Here is a 23,631-nt window from a genome sequence, read left to right on the forward strand (position 1 = left end):
CCGGATTGCGTCTTTGCCAGCGCCGTCAGAGCATTCCCTTTTTCGGCGATTGGCAAGCCTCCGTCTGCAGATGTAGTTGGCGCCTGACGGGGCGCCATCAGCGCTCCCATCAGATCGCATCAGTTGATGTGATTTTTCAGACTGTCGGATAACTGGCGTCGAACTGAGCCGAACGGGTCGTCCTGTTTGCCCGACCTGCGATAGCGCAACCAGCACTGACGAGGATGACGCCGGCGGCCACTCCTCGGACCAGCGTCAACAACCGAACCCACGGCTGCGTGTCGAAAGGTGCTAGATCAGATCGGCCTTCGCCAGTTCCCGCATCAGACGGCTGGCGCCGTAGGTCCAGTGCGGGCAATCGGGCGATAGCCGCACCCTGTTGACCAGCGCGCCGAATTTTTCCGACGAGATGGTGACGATGTCGCCGACCTTGTGGGTAAAACCCTTGCCCTTTTCGCCGCGATCCTTCGACGGCACGAACATGGTGCCGAGATAGAGCGCCAGCCCGTCCGGATACTGGTGGTGCGGACCCATGGCGGCGGCAATCAGCTCTTCCGGCGAGCGGCTGATCTCGGCCATCGAGCTCGCGCCCTCCAGCGAAAACCCATCCTCGCCCTCGACCTTGAGGCGCACGACCGCGCGCTTGACGTCATCGATCGAGAAGGTGTCGTCGAACAGGCGGATGAAGGGACCGAGTGCGGCCGAGGCATTGTTGTCCTTGGCCTTGCCGAGCAGCAGCGCCGAACGCCCCTCGACGTCACGCAGATTGACGTCGTTGCCGATGGTGGCGCCGACGATCCTGCCGCTGCTGGCGGCGATCATGGCGATCTCGGGCTCCGGATTGTTCCAGGTCGACACGGGATGCAGGCCGACATCGGCCCCGAAGCCGACCGAGGCCATCGGCTGGCATTTGGTGAAGATCTCGGCATCGGGGCCGATGCCGACCTCCAGATATTGCGACCAGGCGCCACGCGCGATGAGCTTGGCCTTGATCTCCATCGCTTCGGGCGAACCGGGCTTCAGTTTCGACAGATCGTGGCCGATCAGTCCGGCGATGTCGGCGCGGATGGCGTCCGCCTTCTCCGCCGAGCCGCGCGCCTGTTCCTCGATCACCCGTTCCAGCAGGCTGACGACAAAGGTGACGCCCGAGGCTTTTACTGCCTGCAGGTCGACTGGGGAGAGCAAATACGGCTTTGCCGGATCGCGCCTGGTTTCAAAACTGTTGGCGGCGACGTCATCGAGCGACCCGATCGGTTTGCCCTTGGCCGAGCGGACGTGCCCTGCCGGATCGGCCATCTCGCAAAGGTCGCGCATGGTTGGCGCTGTGCGCGACGTGATGTCGAAGACCGTGCCGTCGCGCACCGTGACCACCAGCGGATGCGAGGCGCTGCTGGCGCGGCCGACAAAGAGCCCCTCAGTGGGCAGGTGCATCTGGTTCGTCATGGCGTTTGGTCCTCTGAAATGATCGACAAATGCGGCTGGCTGGATCGGCGCGGCACTTTCACCGGATTCCCTTGAAAGGTCTATCCCGTCGCTGGCGATCGAGATTCCGGCTTCTGATCATCTGTCGGGTTCACAGACGACAACTGAAGTGCTCTTTCAAAAATATGAAATCGTCACTACAATTTTCACTGATCCACAACGCATCCAGGTGACCCTTTGTCCGCACCATTCTCCGATCCCATCTGGCGCAAGCCGCAGTCAGATTCCAGGTTTCGATCGCTTTTTCCAAGCGGTGATCGTGTCGATATCGTGGTTGTCGGCGGTGGGATCATGGGGCTGTCGACTGCCTTGCATGCTGCCCGCCTTGGCCTGTCCGTGCAGGTGCTGGAGGCCGGCGAAATCGGCCAGGGTGCATCAGGACTGAATGGCGGCCAGGTCATTCCCGGCCTGAAATATGATCCGGAATGGCTACTGGCGCATTTTGGCCCGGAGCGCGGCGAAACTCTCGTCGATTTCGCCGCCTCGACCGCCGATGCCGTCTTCGAGTTGATCCGCGGCGAAAAATTGGCGGTGCCGTTCGTTCGCAATGGCTGGATCCAGGCGGCGCACACCGAGGTCGCGCTGAAGGCCGCGGCAAACCGTGACCGGCAGTGGCGGGCGCGCGGTGCCGATGTCAGGCTTTTGGGCGCGACGGAGATTACGGCGATGACCGGCGCGCAGGGCTATCTCGGCGGCTGGCTCGATCGCCGCGCAGGTGTCGTCGATCCGCTTGCTTACACATCGGAACTGGCACGAATTGCCGCGGCAGCGGGCGCGAAAATCGCCGAACACCAGAAGGTGGTCCGGTTGGAGAAGAGCGCCGGCGTTTGGCGGATCTCAACCGAGAACGGGGTGCAATTGCAGGCAAAAGCGGTCGTGCTGGCGACCAATGCCTATACGGATGGTCTGGTCCCCGGCCTCGCCGAGACGATCGTGCCGTTGCATTCGTTCCAGATCGCGACAGCGCCATTGCCGCCCGACTTTTCAGCCACGATCCTGCCTGAGGGGCAGGCGGTGTCGGACTCCAGGCGCATTCTCGTCTACTACCGCAAGAGCGCCGACGGACGGCTGGTGCTTGGCGGGCGTGGCCGCATGGCCTTGCCGACGAGCACCAGTGACTGGGCACATCTTGAGCGGGCGCTGCGGCGGCTCTACCCCATGCTGTCCGAAATCGCTATCGAGAAGCGCTGGTTCGGCCGGGTGGCGATGACGCCGGACCACCTGCCGCACATCCACGAGCCGGAGCAGGGCCTGCTTGCCGTGGTCGGCTGCCAGGGCCGCGGTGTCGGACTGATGACAGCGCTTGGCGGGCGTATCGCTGGCTATCTCCAAAGTGGCGATGCGAGGCAATTGCCGTTCCCGCTTTCGCCGATCCGGCCGATCCCATTCCACGCCTTCCGGCAGGTCGGCGTCGCCGCGACCATCGCCTGGTATCGCCTGCTCGACGCGCTGGAGCGCTGACCACGGCAATTCATTCCAGCGGGGTTCGGTTGGGATTCCGCTTGACAGTTTCATGAATATGAAAAACTCTAAGCCAATTTCAAAATTTCGGTAGGCAGGTCGATGTCGACCATCGTTGCAGCACCAGCGCCAGAGGCCCGGTCGTCATCGGGCTTCCGGGTCGCCATGCTGCTGCCGGGCGCGCTAGTCACCTTCCTGCTGATCCTGTTTGCCCTCGGCCTGGTGCTTTTCCTCGCCTTCCGCGGCAATGACGGGTCGCTGCTCGGCGCCGGTTTCACCGTGGCGAATTTTGCAGCTGTCGTATCCGATCCGTTGTACTGGACGGTGACACTGCGCTCGCTGGTCATAGCCGCGCTTGTCACGCTGGCCACCGTCGTCACCGCCTATCCCGTCGCCTACTATCTCGCCTTCCATGCCGGCCGGCGGCGCGGCCTGCTGCTGTTCCTGGTGACGCTGCCGTTCTGGACCAGCTATCTCTTGCGCGTCTTCGCCTGGAAGATCGTGCTCGCCTATAATGGCGTGCTGAACTCGGCGCTGATCGAAAGCGGCATCTGGTCCGAGCCGACATTGGCCTTTCTCAACACGCCGGCCGCCGTCGTCGTCACGCTGGCGCACGCCTATGCGCCCTTCGCCATCCTGCCGATCTATGTGGCGCTGGACACGATCCCGAAATCGCTGATCGAGGCCGCTTCCGATCTCGGCGCGCGGCCCTTCACCTCTTTCCGCCGTGTCGTGCTGCCCAATTCGATGCCGGGCGTGCTGGCGGCAGCCCTTGTCGTCTTCGTGCCGACGGTTGGCGATTATGTCACGCCGGCCCTCGTCGGCGGTCCGGCCAGCACCATGATCGGCACGCTGATCCAGGCGCAATTCGGCAAGGCCAATGACTGGCCGTTTGGCGCCGCACTCTCCGTCGCCGTCATGCTGGTCATCCTCTGGGTGGTGCTGGTCGCGCGCTTCGCCGACCGCAGATTTGGCAGCCGCACATGAAAACCACGCGCACGCAGCGAGACGGCCGCTGGCTTGGCGCCTACGTCATCGCCTACCTGGTCTTTCTCTATCTGCCGGTGTTGCTGATCCCGCTGTTTTCCTTCAACAACTCGATCCAGGCGGCGTTTCCGCTGCAAGGCTTGACCTTGCAATGGTACGCGACTTTGTTCGGCAATTCGGCACTGACCAGTGCGCTCCTGAACAGCCTCGTCATCGGCGTCATTGCCGCCACGGGGGCTACGCTGTGCGGCATCACCGTATCCTATATGGACCTCTATGGCCGCTCGCCGCTGGCCGTCACCATTAGCGGCATTGCCCGACTGCCGATCCTGATCCCCGGCGTCATCGTCGGCATATCGCTGCTCATCCTCATCAACCTCATCGGCCTCGGGCCATCGCGCGTTGCCATCGTTCTCGGCCACATCCTGGTGGCGCTGCCAACGACGGTGGTGATCATGCGCAGCCGCTTCGCAGCCATCCCGAAAACCATTCGCGAGGCGGCTCTCGATCTCGGCGCTTCAGACTGGACGACGTTCCGGCGAGTCATGCTGCCGCTCAGCCTGCCGGCCATCGTCTCGGCCTTCATGCTGGCCTTCCTGATCTCCTTCGACGAATTCATCGTCGTCTTCTTCCTGGCCGGCACCGAGCCGACGCTGCCGCTCTACATCTGGAGCCAGCTCAGGTTCCCCAAATCGCTGCCGACGGTCATGGCGCTGGGCACGTCGATCCTGGCGGTGTCCTTCGTCATCGCGGCAGCAGCCGAAATCCTACGCCATCGCGGCCTGGCCGCAGCGGCGCCCGCCGTTCCACTGCAACCAAAACAAACCAAGAGAGGAGAACTGCAATGGCATTCGACCTGAAATCTAGCGACCTGAAATCTGGCGACCTGATATCTGGCGACCTGATATCTGGAAAGACTGTCCGGGCCGGTCTTGCCGCCCTGGCATTGGCGCTGTCGTCCACGGTCGCTTTCGCTGGCGACAAGCTGCAATATTTCACCTGGTCGGGCTACGAGCTGCCCGATTTCAACAAGAGCTTCCTGGTTGCGCACCCCGACGGCGTCGAGGCCTCGATCTTCGGCGACGACGACGACGCGTTCACCAAGGTCAAGGCCGGCTTCCGCCCCGATATTGCGCACCCTTGCTATGACAAGGTGGCGCGCTGGAACAAGGAAGGCCTGCTGCAGCCGATCGACACCAAGCGCATCAAGAACTGGGATTCGATCTTCCCGGTGTTCAAGAACCTGCCCGACCTGCAGGCCGGTGACGGCAAGGTCTGGATGGTGCCGTGGGACTGGGGCAACACCTCGATCCTCTACCGCACCGATCTGGTGAAGAATCCGGAGGCGAGCTGGAACCTCCTGTGGGACAAGCAGTATGCCGGCCGCATGGCGACCATCGACGCGGTGCACGACACGCCGATCGTTGCCGCACTTCTGGCCGGCGTCAATCCGTTCGACATGACGCCTGCCGAGATGGACAAGGTCGCCGAGAAGCTGCGCGAGCAACGCCCGCTGCTTTCCAGCTACACAACCGACATGACCTCGGTCGAACAGGCGCTGGCCAGCGGTCAGCTGGTCGCCGCCATGACCTGGAACGCGTCGGCCACCTCGCTGAAGAAGCAGGGCGTGCCGGTCGAGTTCATGAAGCCGAAGGAGGGCATGCTGACCTGGGCCTGCGGTTTCGTCATGCTCAAGGACGCCAAGAATGTCGATCTCGCCTATGATTTCATCAACAGCCGGCTGGACGCCGATTCCGGCAAATATCTGATCGAGTCCTATGGCTATGGCAGCTCGCTGGGTTCCGCCTTCGCCACCGTGCCGAAGGAGGAACTGGAAAAATTGCAACTGCCATCCGACCCGGAAGTGATGCTGAAGACCACCATCTTCACCGGCCCGATGAAACAGAATGACGAGCTGGCCAAGATGTTCGAGAAGGTGAAGGCCGGCGGCTGAGTTGAGGCCCGCCTTCTCCCCTTGTGGGGTGAGCAGCCGGTTCGCGTAGGCGAATTCATCGTGCCAGTGGCACGATGAAAGGCCGGCGAACGCCGGGACGCTGCGAAGCAGCGGGGACCCGGCAGGGTGGATCGACTAGCCACGCCCGGCCCTTCGCAGGCTCAGGGCGTTCGAAGCTCGAAAAGCCAAGCAATTGGCTTTTCGTTCGCTGCGCGAACCGCTTCTCACCCCACAAGGGGAGAAGGGGGAGCTTATCGGCGCTGCGCCGCACTCCGATAGAGAGACTGCAAACGAGGACGGATGAATGGACATGCTGGACGAAGCGGCTGAGAAGCCGAAGGACGATGCCGATGTGCGGGTCGGCCGGCGGGTGCGGGCGCTGCGGCTCGAGCGCAAGCTGTCGCTGGCCGATCTTGCCGCCAGGGCAGGCGTGTCGATCGGGGCACTGAGCCAGATCGAGCGCGGCATGTCCTCGCTGCGCGTCAAGGTGATCTGGCCGCTCGCTGCCGCCCTCGACATCGAGCCGTCGGCGCTGATCGCCGACGGCAACGATGCCGCCAACGATCTCTATTGTGTGCGGGCCGGCAGCCGGCGGCAAATCCCGGTCAAGTCGGAAGGCATTGCCAAGGCGCTGCTGTCGCCGCCTGGCGCGACGCTGACCGGCATGCTGGTGACGGTGGAAGCCGGCGGCGGCACAGCCGAGGCCTATGCCCATGCCGGCCATGAGTTCGGCTTCGTCCTGTCGGGCGAGGTCGAACTGGTGGTGGATGCGACAAGATACGTGCTGAAGGCGGGCGACAGTTTTGCCTTCAAGAGCACGCTTTTGCACGCTTTCCGCAATCCGGGCGCCGAGCGCTGCCAAATCCTCTGGGTCAACACCACGAAGCCGTCCGAGGTTCGCGATGGCGCCTGATTCTCTCGTCCGGCTGCAAGCGGTCTCAAAGATCTTTCCCGGCGGCATCGTCGGGCTTGACGCCGTCGACCTCGACATTGTCAGCGGCGAGTTCATCACGCTGCTCGGCCCGTCCGGCTGTGGCAAGACCACCAGCCTGCGCGTCATCGCCGGCTTCGAAAGCCCGTCGAGCGGCAAGGTGGTGCTCGATGGCCGCGACATCACGGCGCTGCGGCCCTACGACCGGCCGGTCAACACCGTGTTCCAGGATTATGCGCTGTTTCCGCACATGAACGTTGAAGAAAATGTCGGCTTCGGCCTGTCGCTGCGCAAGCTTTCAGGCAGCCAACAGGCAAGACGCGTCGGCGAAGCGCTCGACATGGTCGGCCTCGCCGACAAGATCGGCGCCCGCGTCTCCGAACTGTCGGGCGGCCAGCGCCAGCGCGTCGCGCTCGCCCGCGCCATCGTCTGCGAGCCGCGCGTGCTGTTGCTCGACGAGCCGCTGTCGGCGCTTGACGCGCATCTGCGTGAGCAGATGCAGGTCGAACTGAAGCGGTTGCAGTCGCGGCTCGGCACCACCTTCGTCATGGTCACCCACGACCAGACGGAAGCGCTGTCGATCTCGGACCGCATCGTCGTCATGAACAAGGGCCGCATCGAGCAGATCGCACCGCCGGCCACACTCTACGACCGGCCAGCCACCAAATTCGTCGCCAGCTTCATCGGCACGATGAACCTGCTGCAGTCGCGTTTCATTGGTCGCGACGGCGATCGCCTGCATTTCGCCGCCGGCGCTCTGCCGCTGGAGGCCATGTCCGAGGCCGGCGAGGCTCCCACTGAAGGGGCCATGCGCACCGTCGGCGTGCGGCCAGAGGATCTGCTGGCGGCCACCGAGGCCGCGGCCGGCACGGCGCCGGCGCGCGTCAACAGCATCGTCTTTCACGGCCGCACGCTGCGCCTGCATGCCGAACTCGGGCAGGGCGCACCTGTTGTCATCGACGCGCCGCGCCAGGCCGAGGGTTTTCAGTTCAGCGTCGGCGACGTTGCGCATATCAGCCTGCGCCGTGGCGCCAACTGCCCCGTGCTGCCGGGCTAGGCTCATCGACGTAACAACTGGAGCAACACGTTCGCGCCGTTCGGCGGCCACAAGCAGTCCACGGCCGCATGAAATTAAGTATGATTTGACTGCCATGGAATATATTCCTAAATCTGGTCGATGCCGGAACCTAGCAGCCGACCGCGCCGAAATGTGCAAACCCTGTGCCTGGCGCACGACGTCGGGCAACTCGTTCGCGTCCGATGCCGGAACTGCAACATCACTCGGCACTACCTGCCCGGCGACCTCGCAAAGCTGGTCGGTGACATCCCCTTTTGGGATGTGGAACGGCATATGCGGTGCGAACGCTGCAAACTACGCGAGCTTGACGCCGATATCATCCTTCCGAGTGCTGCTGAACGATTGAAAATCCGTGTCAGACGCCTTGTCGAAGTCCGCATGGTTCGCCGGGTGATGTGGCGAGACGAGGATTGAGGAAGGGGCTGACACGGCGATTCTGCAACTTAGAAAAGTGATCCCTGGGCTGGCACGTGCTGCGGGAACTTGATCTGTGTGGCTGGTTTCTCGACGATCACCAACGCGTCGTCGAGCGCAGTCCGCTGCAAATGCCGTGCTTCTGACCATGGCGCTGTCAGCCAGGCCTCGGTCTCTTCCGACGTCGTCAGGATCACCGGCATGGCCTTCTCATGGATCGGCGCGATGAGCGCATTAGGCCTGGTTGTCATGAAGGCATACAACTCGAAGTCACCAGGACCATCCTTGACTTTCCGCACGCCATGCCAACTGGTCCAAAAACCGGCGAAGAAAAACAAAGGTCGGCTTTCGTCTCGGGCAAACCAATAATTGCGCTGGATTCCTGTTTCCGGGTCCTTGTCGTTCGGTGTGGGGCTGGGTTCTGCAAAGCTGGTCACGGGCACGACGCATCGATGCTCGACGCCGACAAACTGTTGCCAGTGCGAATATTGCGGATTGCGAACGTTCGTGGTGCCGTAGTCGGCCCTAGCTTTCATGCGCTCTGGCGGCGTTGGCAAACCCCAAAGCAGTTTCGCCAGCTCACGCGTCCCGTCTGGCGTATTGCGAACAACCGGGCCGGCCTGATTTGGATAGATGTCGACCGAAGGTTCAAGGTTGCCGATGACGTCGCGCAGTGTGCGTGTCCATTGGCGGACCGCCTCTTGCGTTGTGGTGATGTTGTAGAGGTTGCACATTTACCTAGGATCGCGGAAATGGCTCGTGTCCGCAACCGAATGTGCGGGGATCCGGTCCCGCGATATCATCCTGACATGACGTGTCAGCTACGACCGGCCAGACGATGGCAAGCCAGCAACCTGTCCCCTATTTGCAATGCGTCGGAACAGGAGGAACACAAATGACCATCGCGGAAATTGCCAAGGATTTCACCGAACTGCTCAAGCAGGGCGAACACGAAGCGGCCGCCGAAAAATACAATGCCGACGATATCGTCAGCCTCGAAGCCATGGAGGGGCCGATGGCCATCGCCCGTGGCAAGGAGGCTCTCAGGCAGAAGGGCCAGTGGTGGCAGGAGAACAATGAAGTGCATGGCGGCTCGGTCGAGGGGCCCTATGTCAACGGCGACCAGTTCGCGGTGCGCTTCAAGTTCGACATAACGCCCAAGGCTACCGGCGAGCGTGTCACCATGGACGAAGTTGGCCTGTACACGGTCAAGAACGGCAAGATTGCCGAAGAGCGCTTCTACTATTGAGGCCGGAGCGGCTTTAGGGAGCTTGCTCCCTTCGCAGTTGGGTGGAGATCAGGGTGGCGGCCAAGACGATGTCTTGGCCGCCACGTGCGAGGTTCAGATCGTCTTCACATACGCCAAACCAGCCGCTCGTTCGGCACGATTTCGAGAAAGCAGCAATGGCGGTCGTTGACCTCATTGCGGTCTCGCGACTGCATGCGCGTCCGGAACAGTCCGCCGGGGCACCGATGCGGCCGCTGGCAAAGTGCGCTGAGCGTCCTTAGTCTGCGATCAGATTCGAATCCGAAGGGCGGCCACTGTTTTGACGATCACCATCTACGGCATCACCACCTGCGACACCGTCAAGAAGGCGCGCGTCTGGCTGGAGGGCCATGACGTTGCCTACCGGTTTCACGATTTCAGGGCAGAGGGGCTGGACGCCAAGCGGCTCGACGGCTGGGTTGGCAAGGTCGGCTGGGAAAAGCTGCTCAACAAGGCAAGCACGACGTTCCGCGAACTGGCTGACAAGGACAAGCAGGGTCTGGATGAAAAGAAGGCCAAGGCGTTGATGCTGGCCAAGCCGACCATGATCAAGCGGCCGGTGCTGGAGGTCGGCGAGCGCGTTCTGGTGGGGTTCAAGGCTGATGATTATGAGCAAGCGGTGGGTGGGAAGTAGAGCCAACGGAACGGCGAAGCTGCCAATCTCCCCCGCAAGGAGGGAGATTGGCCAATGGTCAAGCGGTGACCCTCAGCCTTCGCGCAGATACGCCGCCAGCGCCAACGCATTGTTGTGGGCCTCGTCATGCGCGCCATAGAGCAGCGTCACCTTGCCGTGGCGAAGCAGGCCGCGCAATTTGTCCACTGCCTCGCCGTTTCCATCCAGCTCAGCGCGATACCGCTTCCGAAACTCAGCCCAGCGCGACGCCTCATGGCCGAACCATTTGCGCAAATCATCGCTCGGCGCGATCTCCTTCAGCCACAGCGTCAGCGCCGCGTCTTGCTTGCTGACGCCACGTGGCCAGATTCGGTCGACCAGAACCCGCTGCCCATCGTCGGGCGCGGGTGGCTCGTAGATCCGCTTGACCGCCAGATCGAAGGCCAACGGACCCTCCGTAAATGGGTCAGGCCCACTCGCCCTTGCGCATGACGGGCACGCGGGCGCCGTCCTTGTGGACGCCATCGATATCGATCTTGTCCGAACCGATCATCCAGTCGATGTGGATGAAACTCTTGTTGCCGCCACGTGCGGCGATCTCGTCCTGGCTGAGCGAGGCGCCGTTGACGAAGCACTTCGAATAGCACTGGCCGAGCGCGATGTGGCAGGCGGCGTTCTCGTCGAACAGCGTGTTGAAGAACAACAGGCCGCTCGCCGAGATCGGCGAGGAATGGGGCACCAGCGCCACCTCGCCGAGACGGCGCGCGCCCTCATCGGTGTCGAGCACCTTCTTCAGCACGTCCTCGCCCTTCGAAGCCTTGGCCTCGACGATCCTGCCCTCTTCGAAGCGCACTGAGATATCGTCGATCAGCGTGCCCTGGTAGGACAGGGGCTTGGTCGACCTAACATGGCCCTCGACGCGCCTTGCATGCGGCGTGGTGAAGACCTCTTCGGTCGGGATGTTGGGATTGCAGGTGATGCCGTTCTTGGCGGTCGAAGCGCCGCCCATCCATTCATGGCCGTCCGCCAGCCCGACGGTCAGGTCGGTACCCGGCCCGGTGAAGTGCAGCGCATGGAAATTATGGCCGTTGAGCCATTCGGTCCGGCTGCGCAGCGCTGCGTTATGCGCCTTCCAGTTGCCGATCGGATCCTCCACATCGACCCGCGAAGCGGCGAAGATGGCATCGGCGAGCTTCACCACCGCAACATCGTCGGCATCGCCGGGGAACACCTGCCTGGCCCAGGCGAGGTCCGGATAGGCGACGATGTTCCAGTTGATGTCGAAGCCGGTGATCTTTTCCAGTGCCGGCTGATAGGCCATCGAATTGGCCTTGTTGGCGCGCGCCACTTTCGCCGGGTCCTGTGCCGACAAAAGCGACGGATCCTCGCCGCGCACGGCAAGCCTGGCCGCATTGTCGGCAAAGGCTTTCGCCATGCCTTCGTAGAGCCAGCCGGCGGCGCGGTCGAAGCTCGCATCGGCGCCAAAGCGATAGCGCGCCAGCGTCATCTCGTCGTCGTTGAAGATCGGCGTCACCAGTCCGGCGCCGGCCTTGTACGCATGCTCGACGATCCGCCTGGTCAGCGGCAGTGCCGCGATCGACGATGTCACCACCAGATCCTGTCCCGGCTGCAATTGCAGCCCGACCTTGATGGCGACCTCCGCCAGCCTGTCGAGCTTCACTGGGTCGATCGATGCGGAAACGCCGCGCGAATGTGTGGTCATGATCCTGCCTGCCGTAGTTTGATATCCGACTTTACATAGACCGGTGCCGCGGTGCTTTCCACCGCGATCGCGCCGGCAGCGCCCGTGGTCGCAGACCCGAACTGCGCCATGGTCGCCTCGATCTCTTCCTTGATCCAGGCCTTGAAGTCCCGGACCTTGCGGCTTTCGGTCTTGGCGGAGGAGGTCACCAGCCAATAGCCGAGGCCGCTCTGGGCACGGATTCCGAAAGGCGCCACCAGTCGGCCATCAGCGAGCGCATCGGCGGTGAGCAACTGCCAGCCAAGCATCACGCCATGGCCGGCAATCGCCGATTCCAGGCACAGCATCGGGTCGGTAAAGCGCGCGCCTTTCAGGAAGGTGACCGGCGGGACACCGGCCGTCTCGAACCAGCTGTCCCAACTGATCATCGCCCGCTCGTCGGTGATTGCGCAGGTCTGGGCAAGGTCCTCGATCGACCTCAGTTTTTTGGCGATCGCCGGCGCGCAGACCGGGAAGACTTCCTGCGCCAGGAGCAGTTCCTTGCGTCCGCCCGGCCACTTGCCGTCGCCAAGCCGGATGGCGATGTCGATGTCGGAATGATCGAGATCGGCCAGCCGCACCGAAGCGTCGATGCGCAACAGCACGTTGGGATGCCGGGCGAAGTGACGCGACAGTCGCGGCAGCAGCCATTTTGACGCAAAGGCCGGCGCCACCGAAACCACCAGGGTGCATTGCGTGGCCTCGTCGGCCAGCGCCACGGCCTGGGCAAGCTCGCGAAATCCAGCACCAAGGCGGGGCGCGAAGAGGGCGCCGAATTCGGTCAGCACGAGACCGCTCGCCGTTCGCTCGAACAGCGTCTGGCCGAGTTGCTTCTCGGTACGGCTTATCTGTTGGCTGACGGCGCTGACGGACACGTTGAGTTCACTGGCGGCAGCCGCCAGAGATCCGAGACGGGCAACGGTTTCGACGGCGCGCAGGCCGTTGAGATGGACGCGGTTGAGCATGGTCATTTGAGATTTTCTAAACCGGCCCGGCCGAAATCTCAATTGAAAGACCCGTCGAAACGGCAGATTTTATGCAAGGGAAGACAGACCCGCGGAGCCAAAAAATGCTAAGGATCTTGTCGTCGTCGCTGAAGGTTTTTTTCGCTGCAGGTTCGGCATATGGGTCCCGTCGCGAGAGCGAGACGCAGAGATGGCTGACCGATCCGCTTTCGCATCCCGTGCTGAACACCATGTCGGAGCGCGAACTCGGCGACGTGCCGTTCAGGCTGACGGCGCGGCGAACCGTGCATGAAACCGCTTCATTGCGAACCGGTTTCGGTGGGCGCTGCTGAGCGGGAGCCAGGCGGTCCGGCTTGAGGAAAGTCGAGGCGAGGATCGCACTGGCCTAACGGATGGCGGATTGTTTCAGCGATCGCTGCAATTATTGTGCGCTGCAATGACATCAGCCACCTCGACAGCGCTCCGTTTTACCTTCGCCGGCATGATTGCCATGGCGGTTGCCATGGGCATCGGCCGCTTCGTCTACACGCCGATCCTGCCCGGCATGATGCAGGAACTGCATCTGTCGCCGGCCGATGCCGGATGGATCGCCTCCGCCAACTACCTCGGCTATCTCATTGGCGCATTGGCGGCGGCGGGCGGCTGGGCGCATGGGCGCGAACGCCTGCTGATGCTGGTGGGGCTCGGCGCCAGTGTGGTCCTGGCCGCGCCGATGGGGCTGACCGATATGATGGCCGCCTTTCTCGTTGTCCGCTTTCTGGCCGGCCTGGCCAGCGCCTTCGTCATGGTGTTCATGGCCAGCATCGTTTTCAGCCATATCGCGGCTGCCGGCCGCGGCGACCTGCAGGCGTGGCACTTCGGCGGCGTTGGCCTCGGCATCGCAATCTCCGCAGCGATGATGGCGGTGCTGGTCACCGAACATGCCGGCTGGGCGGCGGGCTGGTTGTGGTCGGCGGCAATTTCGGCTTGCGGTTTCGTACTCGTGGCGCTGATGGTCGACGAGGGTCCGCTCACCAATGGCGAAGTCGCCCGCGAGCCGGCATTGCGGATGGACCGATCGTTGATCAAGGTCATCATTGCCTACGGCCTGTTCGGCTTCGGCTACGTTGTGACGGCGACTTTCCTGGTCGCCATCGTCCGGCAAGGCGGCGGCAGCCGCGTCTTCGAGGCCATGGTCTGGATGGTCGCCGGTCTTGCCGGCTTTCCCTCGACCTGGCTCTGGCAGAAGATCGCCGCTCGGACCGGCCTCTATCCCGCCTATGCGCTGGCATGCTTCATTGAAGTTGTCGGCGTCACCGCCAGCGTCGCCATCGGCGGACGTACCGGGCCGTTGCTCGGCGGCGTGCTGCTCGGCGGCACCTTCATAGCCATCACCGCATTTGGCCTCCAGGCAGCCAGACAGCTTGCACCGCGGGCGCCGCGGCGGATCTTTGCCCTGATGACGGCTGTGTTCGGCGTAGGCCAGATCATCGGCCCCATCGCCGCCGGGCTGCTGGCGCAAATGTCCGGCGATTTCTTCCTCGCCTCGATCGCCGCCGCCATCATGCTGGTCGTCTCCGGCGGCCTCACATGGTCGGCTGCGCCAAAATCGCCATGATTGTGGGGTTGCTCGGTGTGGGCATCGGGCACGGGCATTTTCTTTCCAGCTAATGTGTGACTTTATGCCCGCCATAGTCAGCTGATTTGCGCCTAGATCGAGGAATTCGTCACAGTGTTCGTATCATTTTTCCCGCAGCCGAAGCTCTTCTTCACTTCGGCCGCCGTCTGGAGCCTTGCGGCGATCCTGTTCTGGTTTTTCGGTGGTGAACAATTGGGCGCGGTTTTCGGACTGCCGCCGGCTGCCGCTGACGCGCCACCCATTATCGGCATCGCCATTCTCATGTCGCCGCCGTTTCTATGGTTTTATCTCTATTTCGCGTTTTGCGTGGCCGTCTTCTATGCGTTTTGGAGCTGGTATTCGCCACATCCCTGGCAGCGCTGGTCGATCCTGATGACCGCAGTCATCCTGTTCTTCATCTATTTCAATGTGCAGGTCAGTGTCGCCGTCAATGCCTGGTACGGGCCTTTCTTCGACTATGTGCAGGGATTGATGTCGGGGACAGGAAAGTCGACGAACAGTGAATTTTATATCGGATTGGCAGATTTTTCGTGGCTCGCGTTGGTCGGCATGAATGTGCAGGTGGTCAATGCTTTCATCGTCAGCCACTGGATCTTCCGCTGGCGCACGGCGATGAATAACTATTTTGTCGAGAACTGGGGTAGGCTTCGACATATCGAGGGAGCTTCGCAGCGTATCCAGGAAGACACGATGCGGTTCTCGCAGATCATGGAGGATCTCGGCTCCAGCTTCGTCCAGTCGATCATGACCCTGATCGCATTCCTGCCGGTCATGATCCAGTTGCAGGCTCACATCAGCGAGTTGCCGATTGTCGGCGCGATCCCGCAGCCATTAGTGGTCGCAGCCCTTGCCTGGTGTCTGTTCGGAACGATCTCGGTCATGATTGCCGGCCTGAAGCTTCCGGGACTGCAGTTCCGCAACCAGCGCGTCGAGGCCGCCTATCGCAAGGAACTCGTCTACGGCGAGGATCACGCAGACAGGGCTCAGCCAGCCACCACTGCCGAGCTGTTCGCGAACGTTCGTCACAATTATTTCAGGCTCTATTTCCACTACATTTATTTCAACGTCGTCCGTTACACATACCTGCAGGCCGACAACATTTTCTCGCTGCTGATCCTGGGTCCGTCGCTGGTTGCGCACAAGATAACGTTCGGCGCGCTGAACCAGATTTCGAATGCATTCGGTAAAGTGACGGGGTCGCTGCAGTTTCTGCTCACCTCCTGGTCGACCATCGTCGAGCTTCAATCGGTCCACAAACGCCTGCGCGCCTTCGAGGCGACCCTGCTCGGCGAGCCGCTGCCGGACATCGACCAGCGCTATCTGGCAAAACAGGGCGTTGAAGATCCGGCCTAAAGGCCGAGGTTGGAAATCGAACCGGGTTGGCGGCTCAGCCGCCGACCGAAGCCTGCTTCGGGGCAGCGTCTTGCCGCGAGACATAGTCGCGAAAACTGATGCATTCGACATCGGCTTTGACGCAGACCTCGCCGGCAAAGCGCTCCAGCGCATTCCAATAGGCGCCGTCATTCATCAGCGCGAAATGGAAGCCGAGCTCCAGCGGAATGCGCTTGCCCGCATACTGCTTGTCGAAGGCGGCGCGGAAGGCATCATAGGTGCGGTTCGCGAACTCGTTCGACTTGCCTGGCTGCTCGAACCCGCCGGAATGCCTGACATAGAGATTGTAATCCATGGCGATCACCAGCCTTGACTTCGGTCCTTCCGGAATCTGCGGCAACGAAAACTGCATGATGCCGTTGCCGGCCACCGGCCTGGTGGGCCCCTGCGAGACGCCGCTCGCGTCGAACTGATAGCCGGCCGCCGCCAGCGCCTCGTAGAGAGCCTTGTTCGCCGACAGATACGGCGCGCGGAAGCCGACCACCGCATGCCGCGCGAAGTTGCGCCAGCCCTGGGGTTCGGGCGCAACGCCGTTGATCGCATAGGCGTTCTCAAGAATGCGTTCGAACGAACTGAACTCTTTCAGCCAGTCGGCCTTGCTCCAGTCCTTGCCGTCGAAATGGCCGCAGCCATGCCCGGCGATGTCGTGACCCTCGGAGGCGGCAAGGCCGATCTGTTCGAGCCGCTCGGTAACTTCCTGTTTCGAGGCGGCAAAGCCGATATTGGATTTGCCGGCGCTTTTGCCGGGTGCGTTGTACTGCATGCGTGTTTCTGGCGACAGCAGGAAGACGCAGGAGAGAAAATAGGTGAAGTGCGCGCCGGTGCGCTCTGCCAGTGCCCGGCTACGCTTCCACTGCGAAATGTCGCGGGCGCTGTCGAACGAGATGATGACGGCCTGCTTGGGCTTTGCCGGCATTGGCGGCGCGGGCGGATCGGCCAGAGCCTGCCCGGCAGTGGCGAGCGCAGCGAGGGAAAAAGCAGCAACACGGAACGGAAGGTACATCGGCAATCTGATCTGCGCTTTTCTGAGCTGCACTTTGGGGGGAGACGTCTGGAAGCCGGCTATCCCCGAAATGTGGCGCTGGTGCGATTGGCCTTTTCGGCTGCTTGCCCGGGGCAAACATCCGTTTGCCCTAGGGAATGGGCGATTTTCCGGTTGAACCCCTTCCATGCCGACAAAATTTCGCTAAAACGCGGGCTGACAAAGGCCCGACCGGGCAGGAATGGTTTTGATCGATGTCTGACGACAGTTTTATCCGTGAAGTCAACGACGAGATGCGTCGCGACCAGGCGCACGCGCTGTGGGACCGCTTCGGTCCCGCCTTGCTTGTCCTCGCGATCCTCGTGGTGCTCGGCACCGCCGCCTTCGTCGGCTATCGCTATTGGGACGAGACGCGCGCCAACCGCTCCGGCGATGCCTTCTCGCAGGCGCTGAAGCTTGCCAATGATGGCAAGAACGATGAAGCGCTGACCGCGCTCGATCAGTTGGAGAAGGATGGCTACGGCGCCTATCCGTTGCTCGCCCGCATGCGCGGCGCAACCGTCAAGGCCGACAAGGGCGATGTCGCCGCCGCCGTCAAGGATTTCGACGATGTCGCCGCCGACACCGCCATTCCCCAGGGCATTCGCGACATGGCACGTCTCAGGGCAGCGCTCCTGCTTGTCGACCACGGTTCCTTCGCCGACGTCTCCAGCCGTGTCGAGGCGCTTACATCGGACACCAACACCTTGCGCCATACGGCGCGCGAGGCCCTCGGCCTTTCTGCCTGGAAGGAAGGCAAGACCCAGGATGCGCTAAAGCTGTTCGACCAGATCGCCGCCGATGACGGCGCCCCGCGCAACACCCGCGAGCGCGCAACGTTGATGTCCGAGCTGATCCGTGGGTCGGGCAGTGCGTCGTGACCTTCAAAGCCGCCATCATCGGCAGACCTAACGTCGGCAAATCGACCCTTTTCAATCGGCTGGTGGGAAGGAAGCTGGCGCTTGTCGACGACACGCCGGGTGTCACCCGCGACCGCCGTGTCCATGCCGCCAAGCTATACGACCTGCATTTCGACGTCATCGACACCGCCGGCTTCGAGGATGCGGCTGCCTCGACCTTGCCGGGCCGCATGCGCGCGCAGACCGAGATCGCCATCCGCGAGGCGGACCTGATCTTCTTCACCATCGACGCCAAGTCCGGCCTGCTGCCCGACGACCGGACGTTCGCCGAGATCGTTCGCAAGTCCGGCAAGCCCGTGGTGCTGGTCGCCAACAAGGCTGAGGCGAAAGGTGCCCAGGGCGGCATGCTGGAGGCCTGGGAACTCGGCCTTGGCGAGCCGATCCCGGTCTCGGCCGAGCATGGCCAGGGCATGCCCGATTTGCGCGATGCCGTGATCGAAGCGCTCGGCGAAGCGCGTGCTTTCGGCGAAGATGAAGATGGCGAAGACGAAGAAGTCGCTGCCGGCGAGGTTCTGATCGGCGAGGATATCGCCGATCCGGATGCCGAGCACAGCTATGACGATACCAAGCCGATGCGCATCGCCGTCGTCGGTCGTCCCAATGCCGGCAAGTCGACGCTGATCAACGCGCTGATCGGCGAAGAACGGCTGCTGACCGGACCGGAAGCCGGCATCACCCGCGATTCCATCTCCGTCGACTGGGATTGGCATGGCCGCCGCCTGAAACTGTTCGATACGGCCGGCATGCGCCGCAAGGCCAGGATCCACGAAAAGCTGGAAGTGATGTCGGTGCAGGATGGCCTGCGCGCCATCCGCTTCGCCGAGATTGTCATCATCGTGCTCGACGCCACCATCCCCTTCGAGAAGCAGGATCTGCAGATCGCCGACCTGATCATCCGCGAAGGCCGCGCGCCGGTGATCGCCTTCAACAAATGGGACCTGATCGACCATCCCCAGGAGCTTCTGGCCGAATTGCGCGAGAAGACGGAACGGCTGCTGCCGCAGGCGCGCGGCCTCCAGGCCGTGCCCGTATCGGCCGAGACCGGCCGCGGCCTCGACAAGCTGATGGATGCCGTCATCAGGACCCATAAGGTGTGGAACAGCCGCGTTTCCACCGGCAAGCTCAACCGCTGGCTGGAAGGCATCCTGGCGCACCACCCGCCGCCCGCCGTGGCCGGGCGCCGGCTGAAGGTCAAATACGTCACCCAGGCCAAGACCCGGCCGCCGGGTTTCATCGTTCAGTGCTCGCGTCCCGATGCGATGCCGCAATCCTATGTCCGCTATCTCTCCAACAGCCTGCGCGAAGCCTTCGACATGCCCGGCGTGCCGATCCGCATTGCGCTGCGCACCTCGGACAACCCATTCGCCGGCAGGTCCAAGAAACGCAGTTAAGCGTCGGCGCCCGTCTGGCGATCACGCCACGTCGCGCAAGCCGCTGTCGCTGGCCTGCGCATTTTTAGGCAATGCCTGCCGCGCTCCATCCAGCAATATGTCGGCGAGGCGGGCCGTCACTGGCTCGGCTTCAGCGTCCTTGCGATACAGGAATAGCGCCAGCTTAGGCAGCGCCGGCAATCCGGCGATCTCCGGCGTCATCGCGCTGACGCTGGCTGGCAGGCCGATATCGGTGCGGATCGTCAGCCCCAGCCCCGCCGCAACGGCCGCCCAGATGCCGCCAAGGCTCGGGCTGGAAAACGACATTCGCCAGGACAGGCCGGCGCGGTCGAGCGTTTCGGTTGCAACCGTGCGCAAAAGGCATGGCGCTTCGAGCGCCACCAGCGGCAGTGGCTCAGCGTGGCGCAGGCTGGTCTCGATGCGCTTTGCCGGGCCGATCCAGCGCATCTGCACATCGGCGACATGTTCGGTGTAGGGCAGCGTCTCTCCGCTGTGCCAGGCAAGCGCGATGTCGAGATTGCCTGATAGGATCCGTTCGGCAAGCTCGTGGCTGCGCGCGATCCTGGCTTCGATCTTGACCTTGGGATGGGCGCGGGCGAAGCGACCGAGCACGTCAGGCAGCACCGCCTCGCCGAAATCCTCCTGCAGGCCAAGCCTTACCCAGCCTTCCAGTTCGACATCGTGGATGGCGGATGCCGCTTCGTCATTGAGCTCGATCAGCCGGCGCGCATAGCCGAGCATGGTCTCGCCGGCCTCGGTCAAGGCGAGGCCGCGCCCCGACTTGCGGAAGATCGGCGTCGCCGCCTGTTCTTCCAGTTTCTTCAATTGCGCACTGACCGCCGACGTCGACCGGCCAAGCCGATCGGCCGCCTTGGCGAAGCTGCCCAGCTCCATGCCGGTGACGAAACTGCGGAGGACGTCGAGGTCGAATGTCACGCGTCGCATAGATAATCCCGATTTTCAGGATAGTTTGTTTAAAACTTCCTGATTTTAAGGATGAAACTACGGCGCTAGAGACAGACCGTCAAGGCCCAGGCCGCTGGCCAAGCACGGGAAACAAATCATGTCCGCTATCGTCAATTGCACCGATCGACAGTCGCCGGGACTTTTGAAAGACACGGCTGCCGGCTCCGCCGGGAAGGCATTCAAGCCCGGCCATCGCTGGAAAGTTCTCGGCATGGGCGTTGCCGCCAATGCCAGCTTCTCTGCCACCTTCGCCGGCATACCGGCAACGGCGGTCGTGCTGCGCCAGGGGTATCATTTGGCCAACGCCGAACTCGGTCTGGCACTCGGCCTTCTCGGGCTGGGGGTTGCACTCAGCGAACTGCCATGGGGCCTGCTCACCGATCGCTGGGGCGATCGCCGCGTGCTTCTGACCGGGCTTGGCGCCACGGCTGCGTGGCTCTTCGTCATGGCGATGCTGGTTGTGCCGACAAAGGCCGGGATTCCCGATGTCACGCTGCTCTGCGCGAGCCTGCTTATCACAGGACTGCTCGGCGGCAGCGTCAACGGTTCGAGCGGCCGTGCCATCATGGGCTGGTTCCGGGAAAACGAGCGCGGCTTTGCCATGAGCATCAGGCAGACGGCGGTGCCGCTCGGCGGCGGTCTTGGCGCGCTCATTTTGCCCTCGCTTGCCCTGGCTTTCGGCTTTGCCGCGGTTTTCGGCGTCCTGGCGGGTGCATCCGCCCTCTCTGCCCTGTTCGCTTGGCGCTGGCTGCACGAGCCGCCGACGACGGACGAGGGCCATCGCGCTGCGGCGGCTGTGCCCGGACCGGCGCCGCTGCGCAATCGCGACGTTTGGCGTATCGCGACCGCCATCGGCCTGCTCTGCTTTCCGCAGGTGGCGGTGCTCACCTTCGCCTCCGTGTTCCTGCACGACTTCGTCGGTCTGGGAACGGCAGCGATCAGTGCGAGCCTCGCCGCCGTGCAGATCGGTGCCATGGTCATGCGCATCTGGAGCGGCCGCTTCACCGACCGCCACGGCAACCGCCGCCAGTTCCTTCGCCTGTGCAGTGCGCTGAGCGCACTTGCCTTCGCCGTGCTTTGGCTGCTGGTCTTGGTCAGTTCCGCCATGTCAGGCGGACAATTCTTGCTGATGGCGGCCCTTCCCGCTGTGCTTATTGTCGCAGGAGTCTCGGTCTCCGCCTGGCACGGCGTCGCCTATACCGAGCTTGCCACGCTTGCCGGTGCCGGCCATGTCGGAACCGCGCTCAGCCTTGCCAACAGCTTCGTTTTCGTCGGCTTCTTCCTGGTGCCGGTGGCCATTCCGGGCCTCTTGCACCTCTGGTCATGGTCCGGCGTCTGGCTGTCTGCCGCCATTTGCGCGCTGATCGCCTGGCCGATCTTCCTGCGGCCGGCCTGAAGGCTCGCCGCAAAACCGCCCGAGTTCGGAACCACGACCTCGGGCAGACCGGGAAAACCCGATCGAACCCGTTAACGTCCCATCAAGGTTAATGCATCATTTTGCTCTCCAGTGGGGTCTGTAGCGTTCCTGGAGAGAGTTCCGTGCATCGACGTGTGTTGACGCGGCTTGTTGCCGCCGCCGGTGAGAGACGTGGCTTTTTGGCTCCGTTCGTCGTCGGCCTCGGCATCTGGATCGGCTTTCCGACCGTCGCCGCCTACCAGGACATGACGAGCCTCGTTTCCGGCCTCGAAGCATCGAGCACCCGCTGGAATTCCTATGTCGAGAAATCCGTCGCCGGCTCGACCCACGCGGCCGAAATGCCCTTTGTCGATTCCGATGTCACCGACTCCATCTCCGGATCGGGTGTCCACCTGGCCGGCGTCGGCAACGTCTCTTTTCGCGGCAAGGGCGGCAAGGTAAGCGCCACGCCCGACGAGGATCGCGTCACGCGCGCCGACAAAAAGGGCCGCATCGTTATGGTGTCGCCCGTCGCACCGCCGAAGAACTTCAATGCCGGCTCGATCTTCGAGCGCACCTCCTCCTTGCTGCGGCCCAGCATGGACAGCGGCCTGAAGATGGCCTTCGCCAAGCCGCAGATCAAAGGCAAGGAAATCCAGATCGCCGCGGCATTCCATGCGCGCGAGGACAAAAAGCCCGATCCCGGCGTGCCGGCGATGCTTGCCGCACTGGTCAACAACGACCATCCGGACGTGCTGGCGACCGCCTATGCGCAGTCCGAGCCCGATTATGCCAAGGCATCGCCGTTCGAAGCGCTGCTTCAGGACGAGCAGCCCAATGAGGGCCGCTTCATTCCGCCGATGGTCAAGGGCGATCATTCGTGGATCCAGAACCCGCTGCCCGCCAGTGTCTTCTCCAAACCGGAACAGGCATGCCTGGCGAATGGCATCTATTTCGAGGCGAGGAGCGAATCCGTACGTGGTCAGGCCGCCGTCGCCCAGGTCATACTCAACCGCGTCCGCAACCCGACCTATCCGAATTCGATCTGCGGCGTCGTCTACCAGAACGACAGCTGGTTCAACCGTTGCCAGTTCTCCTTTGCCTGCGACGGCAGGAAGAAGCGCATCGACAGTCCTGCGGCCTACAAGACCGCCCAGGATATCGCCATGGCCGTCACCGCCGGCAAGATATTCATCCCTGAGGTCGGATCGTCGACCCACTATTACGCCCAATATGTCCATCCCGGCTGGGCGCGCACGATGGAGAAGATGACCAAGATCGGCCTGCATATCTTCTATCGGACCTATGGCGGCGGCTGGAGCTGAGCGCGCAACAGATCGCTGATCTTTGGCACGGCGCGCTGTCGATCGAAGAGCCATTGCTCGGGGGATTCGCGCAACGCATCCCCGTCATCGTGGCGGGCACGATGTCGCACCTTTCTAATCCATTGATTTTGCTGCCTAAAATACATGGCAATGAACTTCCGCCCGTGGCTTGACGGGCGCAAACCCTCTAACTATGTTGCCGGCGACTTTAGAAGCGGACGGATGGTGACGGTCTGACCGGGCAGGGGGGTTGCGATGGCCGACAAGAATGGGCCAGGCGGAACCGGAGAAACCGGCCGCGGCAAGCAGCATGAACCCGACATCCGCGACGACGATCTTGAGCGCCGCCGGCGTGACCTTGAAGCATCGCTCGCGACAAGGCGGCCGGACCGGCTCGAGGGGAAAGACGACGCGAAAGCGGGCAGTGTGGCCGGTTATGGCCAGGCGCTCAAACTCTCTAGCGAGTTTATCGCCGGGGTGGTGGTGGGTGCCGGCATCGGCTGGATCATCGACCGTCTGGCGGGAACATCGCCATGGGGTCTGATCGTGTTTCTGCTGCTTGGTTTTGGCGCCGGCGTGCTCAATGTGATGCGTTCCGCGGGCGTTGTGGCAGAATTCGGACAGGGCGACAGATCGCGCCGTGACCAGGACGACAAGAAATGACCGCGCTTCATGGCGGTAATGGTAACGAGGCCGTACGCGGCATTGA

At 62.8% G+C, this 23,631-nt stretch carries 24 protein-coding genes; 16 read left to right on the top strand and 8 right to left on the bottom strand.

Features of this window, described 5'->3' with window-relative positions; all coding sequences use genetic code 11:
- Window positions 1-291 precede the first annotated feature (291 nt).
- Complete coding sequence (locus X744_RS157925; protein WP_023759039.1) at window positions 292-1,443, bottom strand: fumarylacetoacetate hydrolase family protein; 1,152 nt, start codon at window positions 1,441-1,443, stop codon at window positions 292-294.
- A gap of 309 nt (window positions 1,444-1,752) precedes the next feature.
- Here X744_RS157925 and X744_RS157920 point away from each other — a divergent pair, with 309 nt between their 5' ends.
- The 6 genes from X744_RS157920 to X744_RS157895 all read left to right on the top strand — a co-directional run bounded on the left by X744_RS157920 (window position 1,753) and on the right by X744_RS157895 (window position 7,872).
- Complete coding sequence (locus X744_RS157920; RefSeq protein ID WP_348626157.1) at window positions 1,753-2,943, top strand: FAD-dependent oxidoreductase; 1,191 nt, start codon at window positions 1,753-1,755, stop codon at window positions 2,941-2,943.
- Window positions 2,944-3,045: 102 nt separating this feature from the next.
- Entirely contained in the window at window positions 3,046-3,930 is an 885-nt protein-coding gene (locus X744_RS157915; protein ID WP_023759041.1) for an ABC transporter permease, read from the top strand.
- Window positions 3,927-4,790: an ABC transporter permease gene (locus X744_RS157910; RefSeq protein WP_023759042.1), complete on the top strand. Its 864-nt coding sequence runs from the start codon at window positions 3,927-3,929 to the stop codon at window positions 4,788-4,790. The genes X744_RS157915 and X744_RS157910 overlap by 4 nt, the downstream gene beginning before the upstream one ends.
- Window positions 4,775-5,884 (top strand): ABC transporter substrate-binding protein, encoded by a 1,110-nt coding sequence (locus X744_RS157905; protein ID WP_023759043.1) that lies wholly within the window; start codon window positions 4,775-4,777, stop codon window positions 5,882-5,884. Before X744_RS157910 ends, X744_RS157905 begins: the two co-directional genes overlap by 16 nt.
- Window positions 5,885-6,188: 304 nt before the next feature.
- Window positions 6,189-6,797, top strand: coding sequence for a cupin domain-containing protein (locus X744_RS157900; protein WP_023759044.1), 609 nt, complete (start codon window positions 6,189-6,191; stop codon window positions 6,795-6,797).
- Complete coding sequence (locus tag X744_RS157895) at window positions 6,787-7,872, top strand: ABC transporter ATP-binding protein (protein ID WP_023759045.1); 1,086 nt, start codon at window positions 6,787-6,789, stop codon at window positions 7,870-7,872. The genes X744_RS157900 and X744_RS157895 overlap by 11 nt, the downstream gene beginning before the upstream one ends.
- Window positions 7,873-8,336: 464 nt before the next feature.
- On the opposite strand, the gene X744_RS157885 is transcribed toward X744_RS157895, so the two are convergent.
- The gene (locus tag X744_RS157885; protein WP_023759047.1) at window positions 8,337-9,041 is read right to left on the bottom strand and encodes an SOS response-associated peptidase; all 705 of its coding nucleotides are present in this window, start codon (window positions 9,039-9,041) and stop codon (window positions 8,337-8,339) included.
- A gap of 161 nt (window positions 9,042-9,202) precedes the next feature.
- On the opposite strand from X744_RS157885, the gene X744_RS157880 reads away from it, so the two are divergent.
- A complete protein-coding gene (locus X744_RS157880) occupies window positions 9,203-9,556 on the top strand; it encodes a nuclear transport factor 2 family protein (RefSeq protein WP_023759048.1) in 354 nt (117 codons plus the stop codon).
- 104 nt (window positions 9,557-9,660) lie between these two features.
- On the opposite strand, the gene X744_RS1000000171980 is transcribed toward X744_RS157880, so the two are convergent.
- The gene (locus X744_RS1000000171980; protein ID WP_280948949.1) at window positions 9,661-9,765 is read right to left on the bottom strand and encodes a hypothetical protein; all 105 of its coding nucleotides are present in this window, start codon (window positions 9,763-9,765) and stop codon (window positions 9,661-9,663) included.
- A gap of 89 nt (window positions 9,766-9,854) precedes the next feature.
- On the opposite strand from X744_RS1000000171980, the gene X744_RS157875 reads away from it, so the two are divergent.
- Window positions 9,855-10,208, top strand: coding sequence for an ArsC family reductase (locus X744_RS157875; RefSeq protein WP_023759049.1), 354 nt, complete (start codon window positions 9,855-9,857; stop codon window positions 10,206-10,208).
- 72 nt (window positions 10,209-10,280) lie between these two features.
- Here the strand turns inward: X744_RS157875 and X744_RS157870 are convergent, their stop codons facing one another.
- The 3 genes from X744_RS157870 to X744_RS157860 are packed head-to-tail and all read right to left on the bottom strand — an operon-like array spanning window position 10,281 to window position 12,899.
- Entirely contained in the window at window positions 10,281-10,634 is a 354-nt protein-coding gene (locus X744_RS157870) for a DUF488 domain-containing protein (RefSeq protein ID WP_023759050.1), read from the bottom strand.
- A gap of 19 nt (window positions 10,635-10,653) precedes the next feature.
- On the bottom strand, window positions 10,654-11,910 hold the full coding sequence (locus X744_RS157865; protein ID WP_023759051.1) for an aminopeptidase: 1,257 nt from the start codon (window positions 11,908-11,910) through the stop codon (window positions 10,654-10,656).
- The gene (locus X744_RS157860) at window positions 11,907-12,899 is read right to left on the bottom strand and encodes a LysR substrate-binding domain-containing protein (RefSeq protein ID WP_023759052.1); all 993 of its coding nucleotides are present in this window, start codon (window positions 12,897-12,899) and stop codon (window positions 11,907-11,909) included. Before X744_RS157860 ends, X744_RS157865 begins: the two co-directional genes overlap by 4 nt.
- Window positions 12,900-12,997: 98 nt before the next feature.
- On the opposite strand from X744_RS157860, the gene X744_RS157855 reads away from it, so the two are divergent.
- The 3 genes from X744_RS157855 to sbmA all read left to right on the top strand — a co-directional run bounded on the left by X744_RS157855 (window position 12,998) and on the right by sbmA (window position 15,864).
- Window positions 12,998-13,225, top strand: a complete 228-nt coding sequence (locus X744_RS157855) for a hypothetical protein (RefSeq protein ID WP_023759053.1) — start codon at window positions 12,998-13,000, stop codon at window positions 13,223-13,225.
- Window positions 13,226-13,329: 104 nt separating this feature from the next.
- On the top strand, window positions 13,330-14,490 hold the full coding sequence (locus X744_RS157850) for a YbfB/YjiJ family MFS transporter (RefSeq protein ID WP_023759054.1): 1,161 nt from the start codon (window positions 13,330-13,332) through the stop codon (window positions 14,488-14,490).
- A gap of 114 nt (window positions 14,491-14,604) precedes the next feature.
- On the top strand, window positions 14,605-15,864 hold the full coding sequence (gene sbmA, locus X744_RS157845; protein WP_023759055.1) for a peptide antibiotic transporter SbmA: 1,260 nt from the start codon (window positions 14,605-14,607) through the stop codon (window positions 15,862-15,864).
- Between the two features lie 34 nt (window positions 15,865-15,898).
- On the opposite strand, the gene X744_RS157840 is transcribed toward sbmA, so the two are convergent.
- Window positions 15,899-16,906 carry a polysaccharide deacetylase gene (locus X744_RS157840; protein WP_023759056.1) on the bottom strand — a complete coding sequence of 336 codons (1,008 nt, stop codon included), beginning with the start codon at window positions 16,904-16,906 and terminating at the stop codon, window positions 15,899-15,901.
- 233 nt (window positions 16,907-17,139) lie between these two features.
- Here X744_RS157840 and X744_RS157835 point away from each other — a divergent pair, with 233 nt between their 5' ends.
- Together X744_RS157835 and der are read left to right on the top strand one after the other, a co-directional pair.
- Complete coding sequence (locus X744_RS157835) at window positions 17,140-17,805, top strand: tetratricopeptide repeat protein (protein ID WP_023759057.1); 666 nt, start codon at window positions 17,140-17,142, stop codon at window positions 17,803-17,805.
- Window positions 17,802-19,235 (top strand): ribosome biogenesis GTPase Der, encoded by a 1,434-nt coding sequence (gene der, locus X744_RS157830; RefSeq protein WP_023759058.1) that lies wholly within the window; start codon window positions 17,802-17,804, stop codon window positions 19,233-19,235. The genes X744_RS157835 and der overlap by 4 nt, the downstream gene beginning before the upstream one ends.
- Window positions 19,236-19,256: 21 nt before the next feature.
- On the opposite strand, the gene X744_RS157825 is transcribed toward der, so the two are convergent.
- Window positions 19,257-20,180 (bottom strand): LysR substrate-binding domain-containing protein, encoded by a 924-nt coding sequence (locus tag X744_RS157825; protein WP_023759059.1) that lies wholly within the window; start codon window positions 20,178-20,180, stop codon window positions 19,257-19,259.
- Between the two features lie 118 nt (window positions 20,181-20,298).
- Between X744_RS157825 and X744_RS157820 the strand changes: the two genes are divergently transcribed.
- From X744_RS157820 to X744_RS157810, 3 genes are all read left to right on the top strand, one after another.
- Entirely contained in the window at window positions 20,299-21,597 is a 1,299-nt protein-coding gene (locus X744_RS157820) for an MFS transporter (RefSeq protein ID WP_023759060.1), read from the top strand.
- Window positions 21,598-21,740: 143 nt separating this feature from the next.
- Window positions 21,741-22,922: a cell wall hydrolase gene (locus X744_RS157815; protein WP_023759061.1), complete on the top strand. Its 1,182-nt coding sequence runs from the start codon at window positions 21,741-21,743 to the stop codon at window positions 22,920-22,922.
- 255 nt (window positions 22,923-23,177) lie between these two features.
- Window positions 23,178-23,585 (top strand): AtpZ/AtpI family protein, encoded by a 408-nt coding sequence (locus tag X744_RS157810; RefSeq protein WP_023759062.1) that lies wholly within the window; start codon window positions 23,178-23,180, stop codon window positions 23,583-23,585.
- The last annotated feature ends 46 nt before the right edge of the window (window positions 23,586-23,631 follow it).

Origin of the sequence: Mesorhizobium sp. LNHC252B00, assembly GCF_000502955.1 — a bacterium.
Classification (GTDB): domain Bacteria; phylum Pseudomonadota; class Alphaproteobacteria; order Rhizobiales; family Rhizobiaceae; genus Mesorhizobium.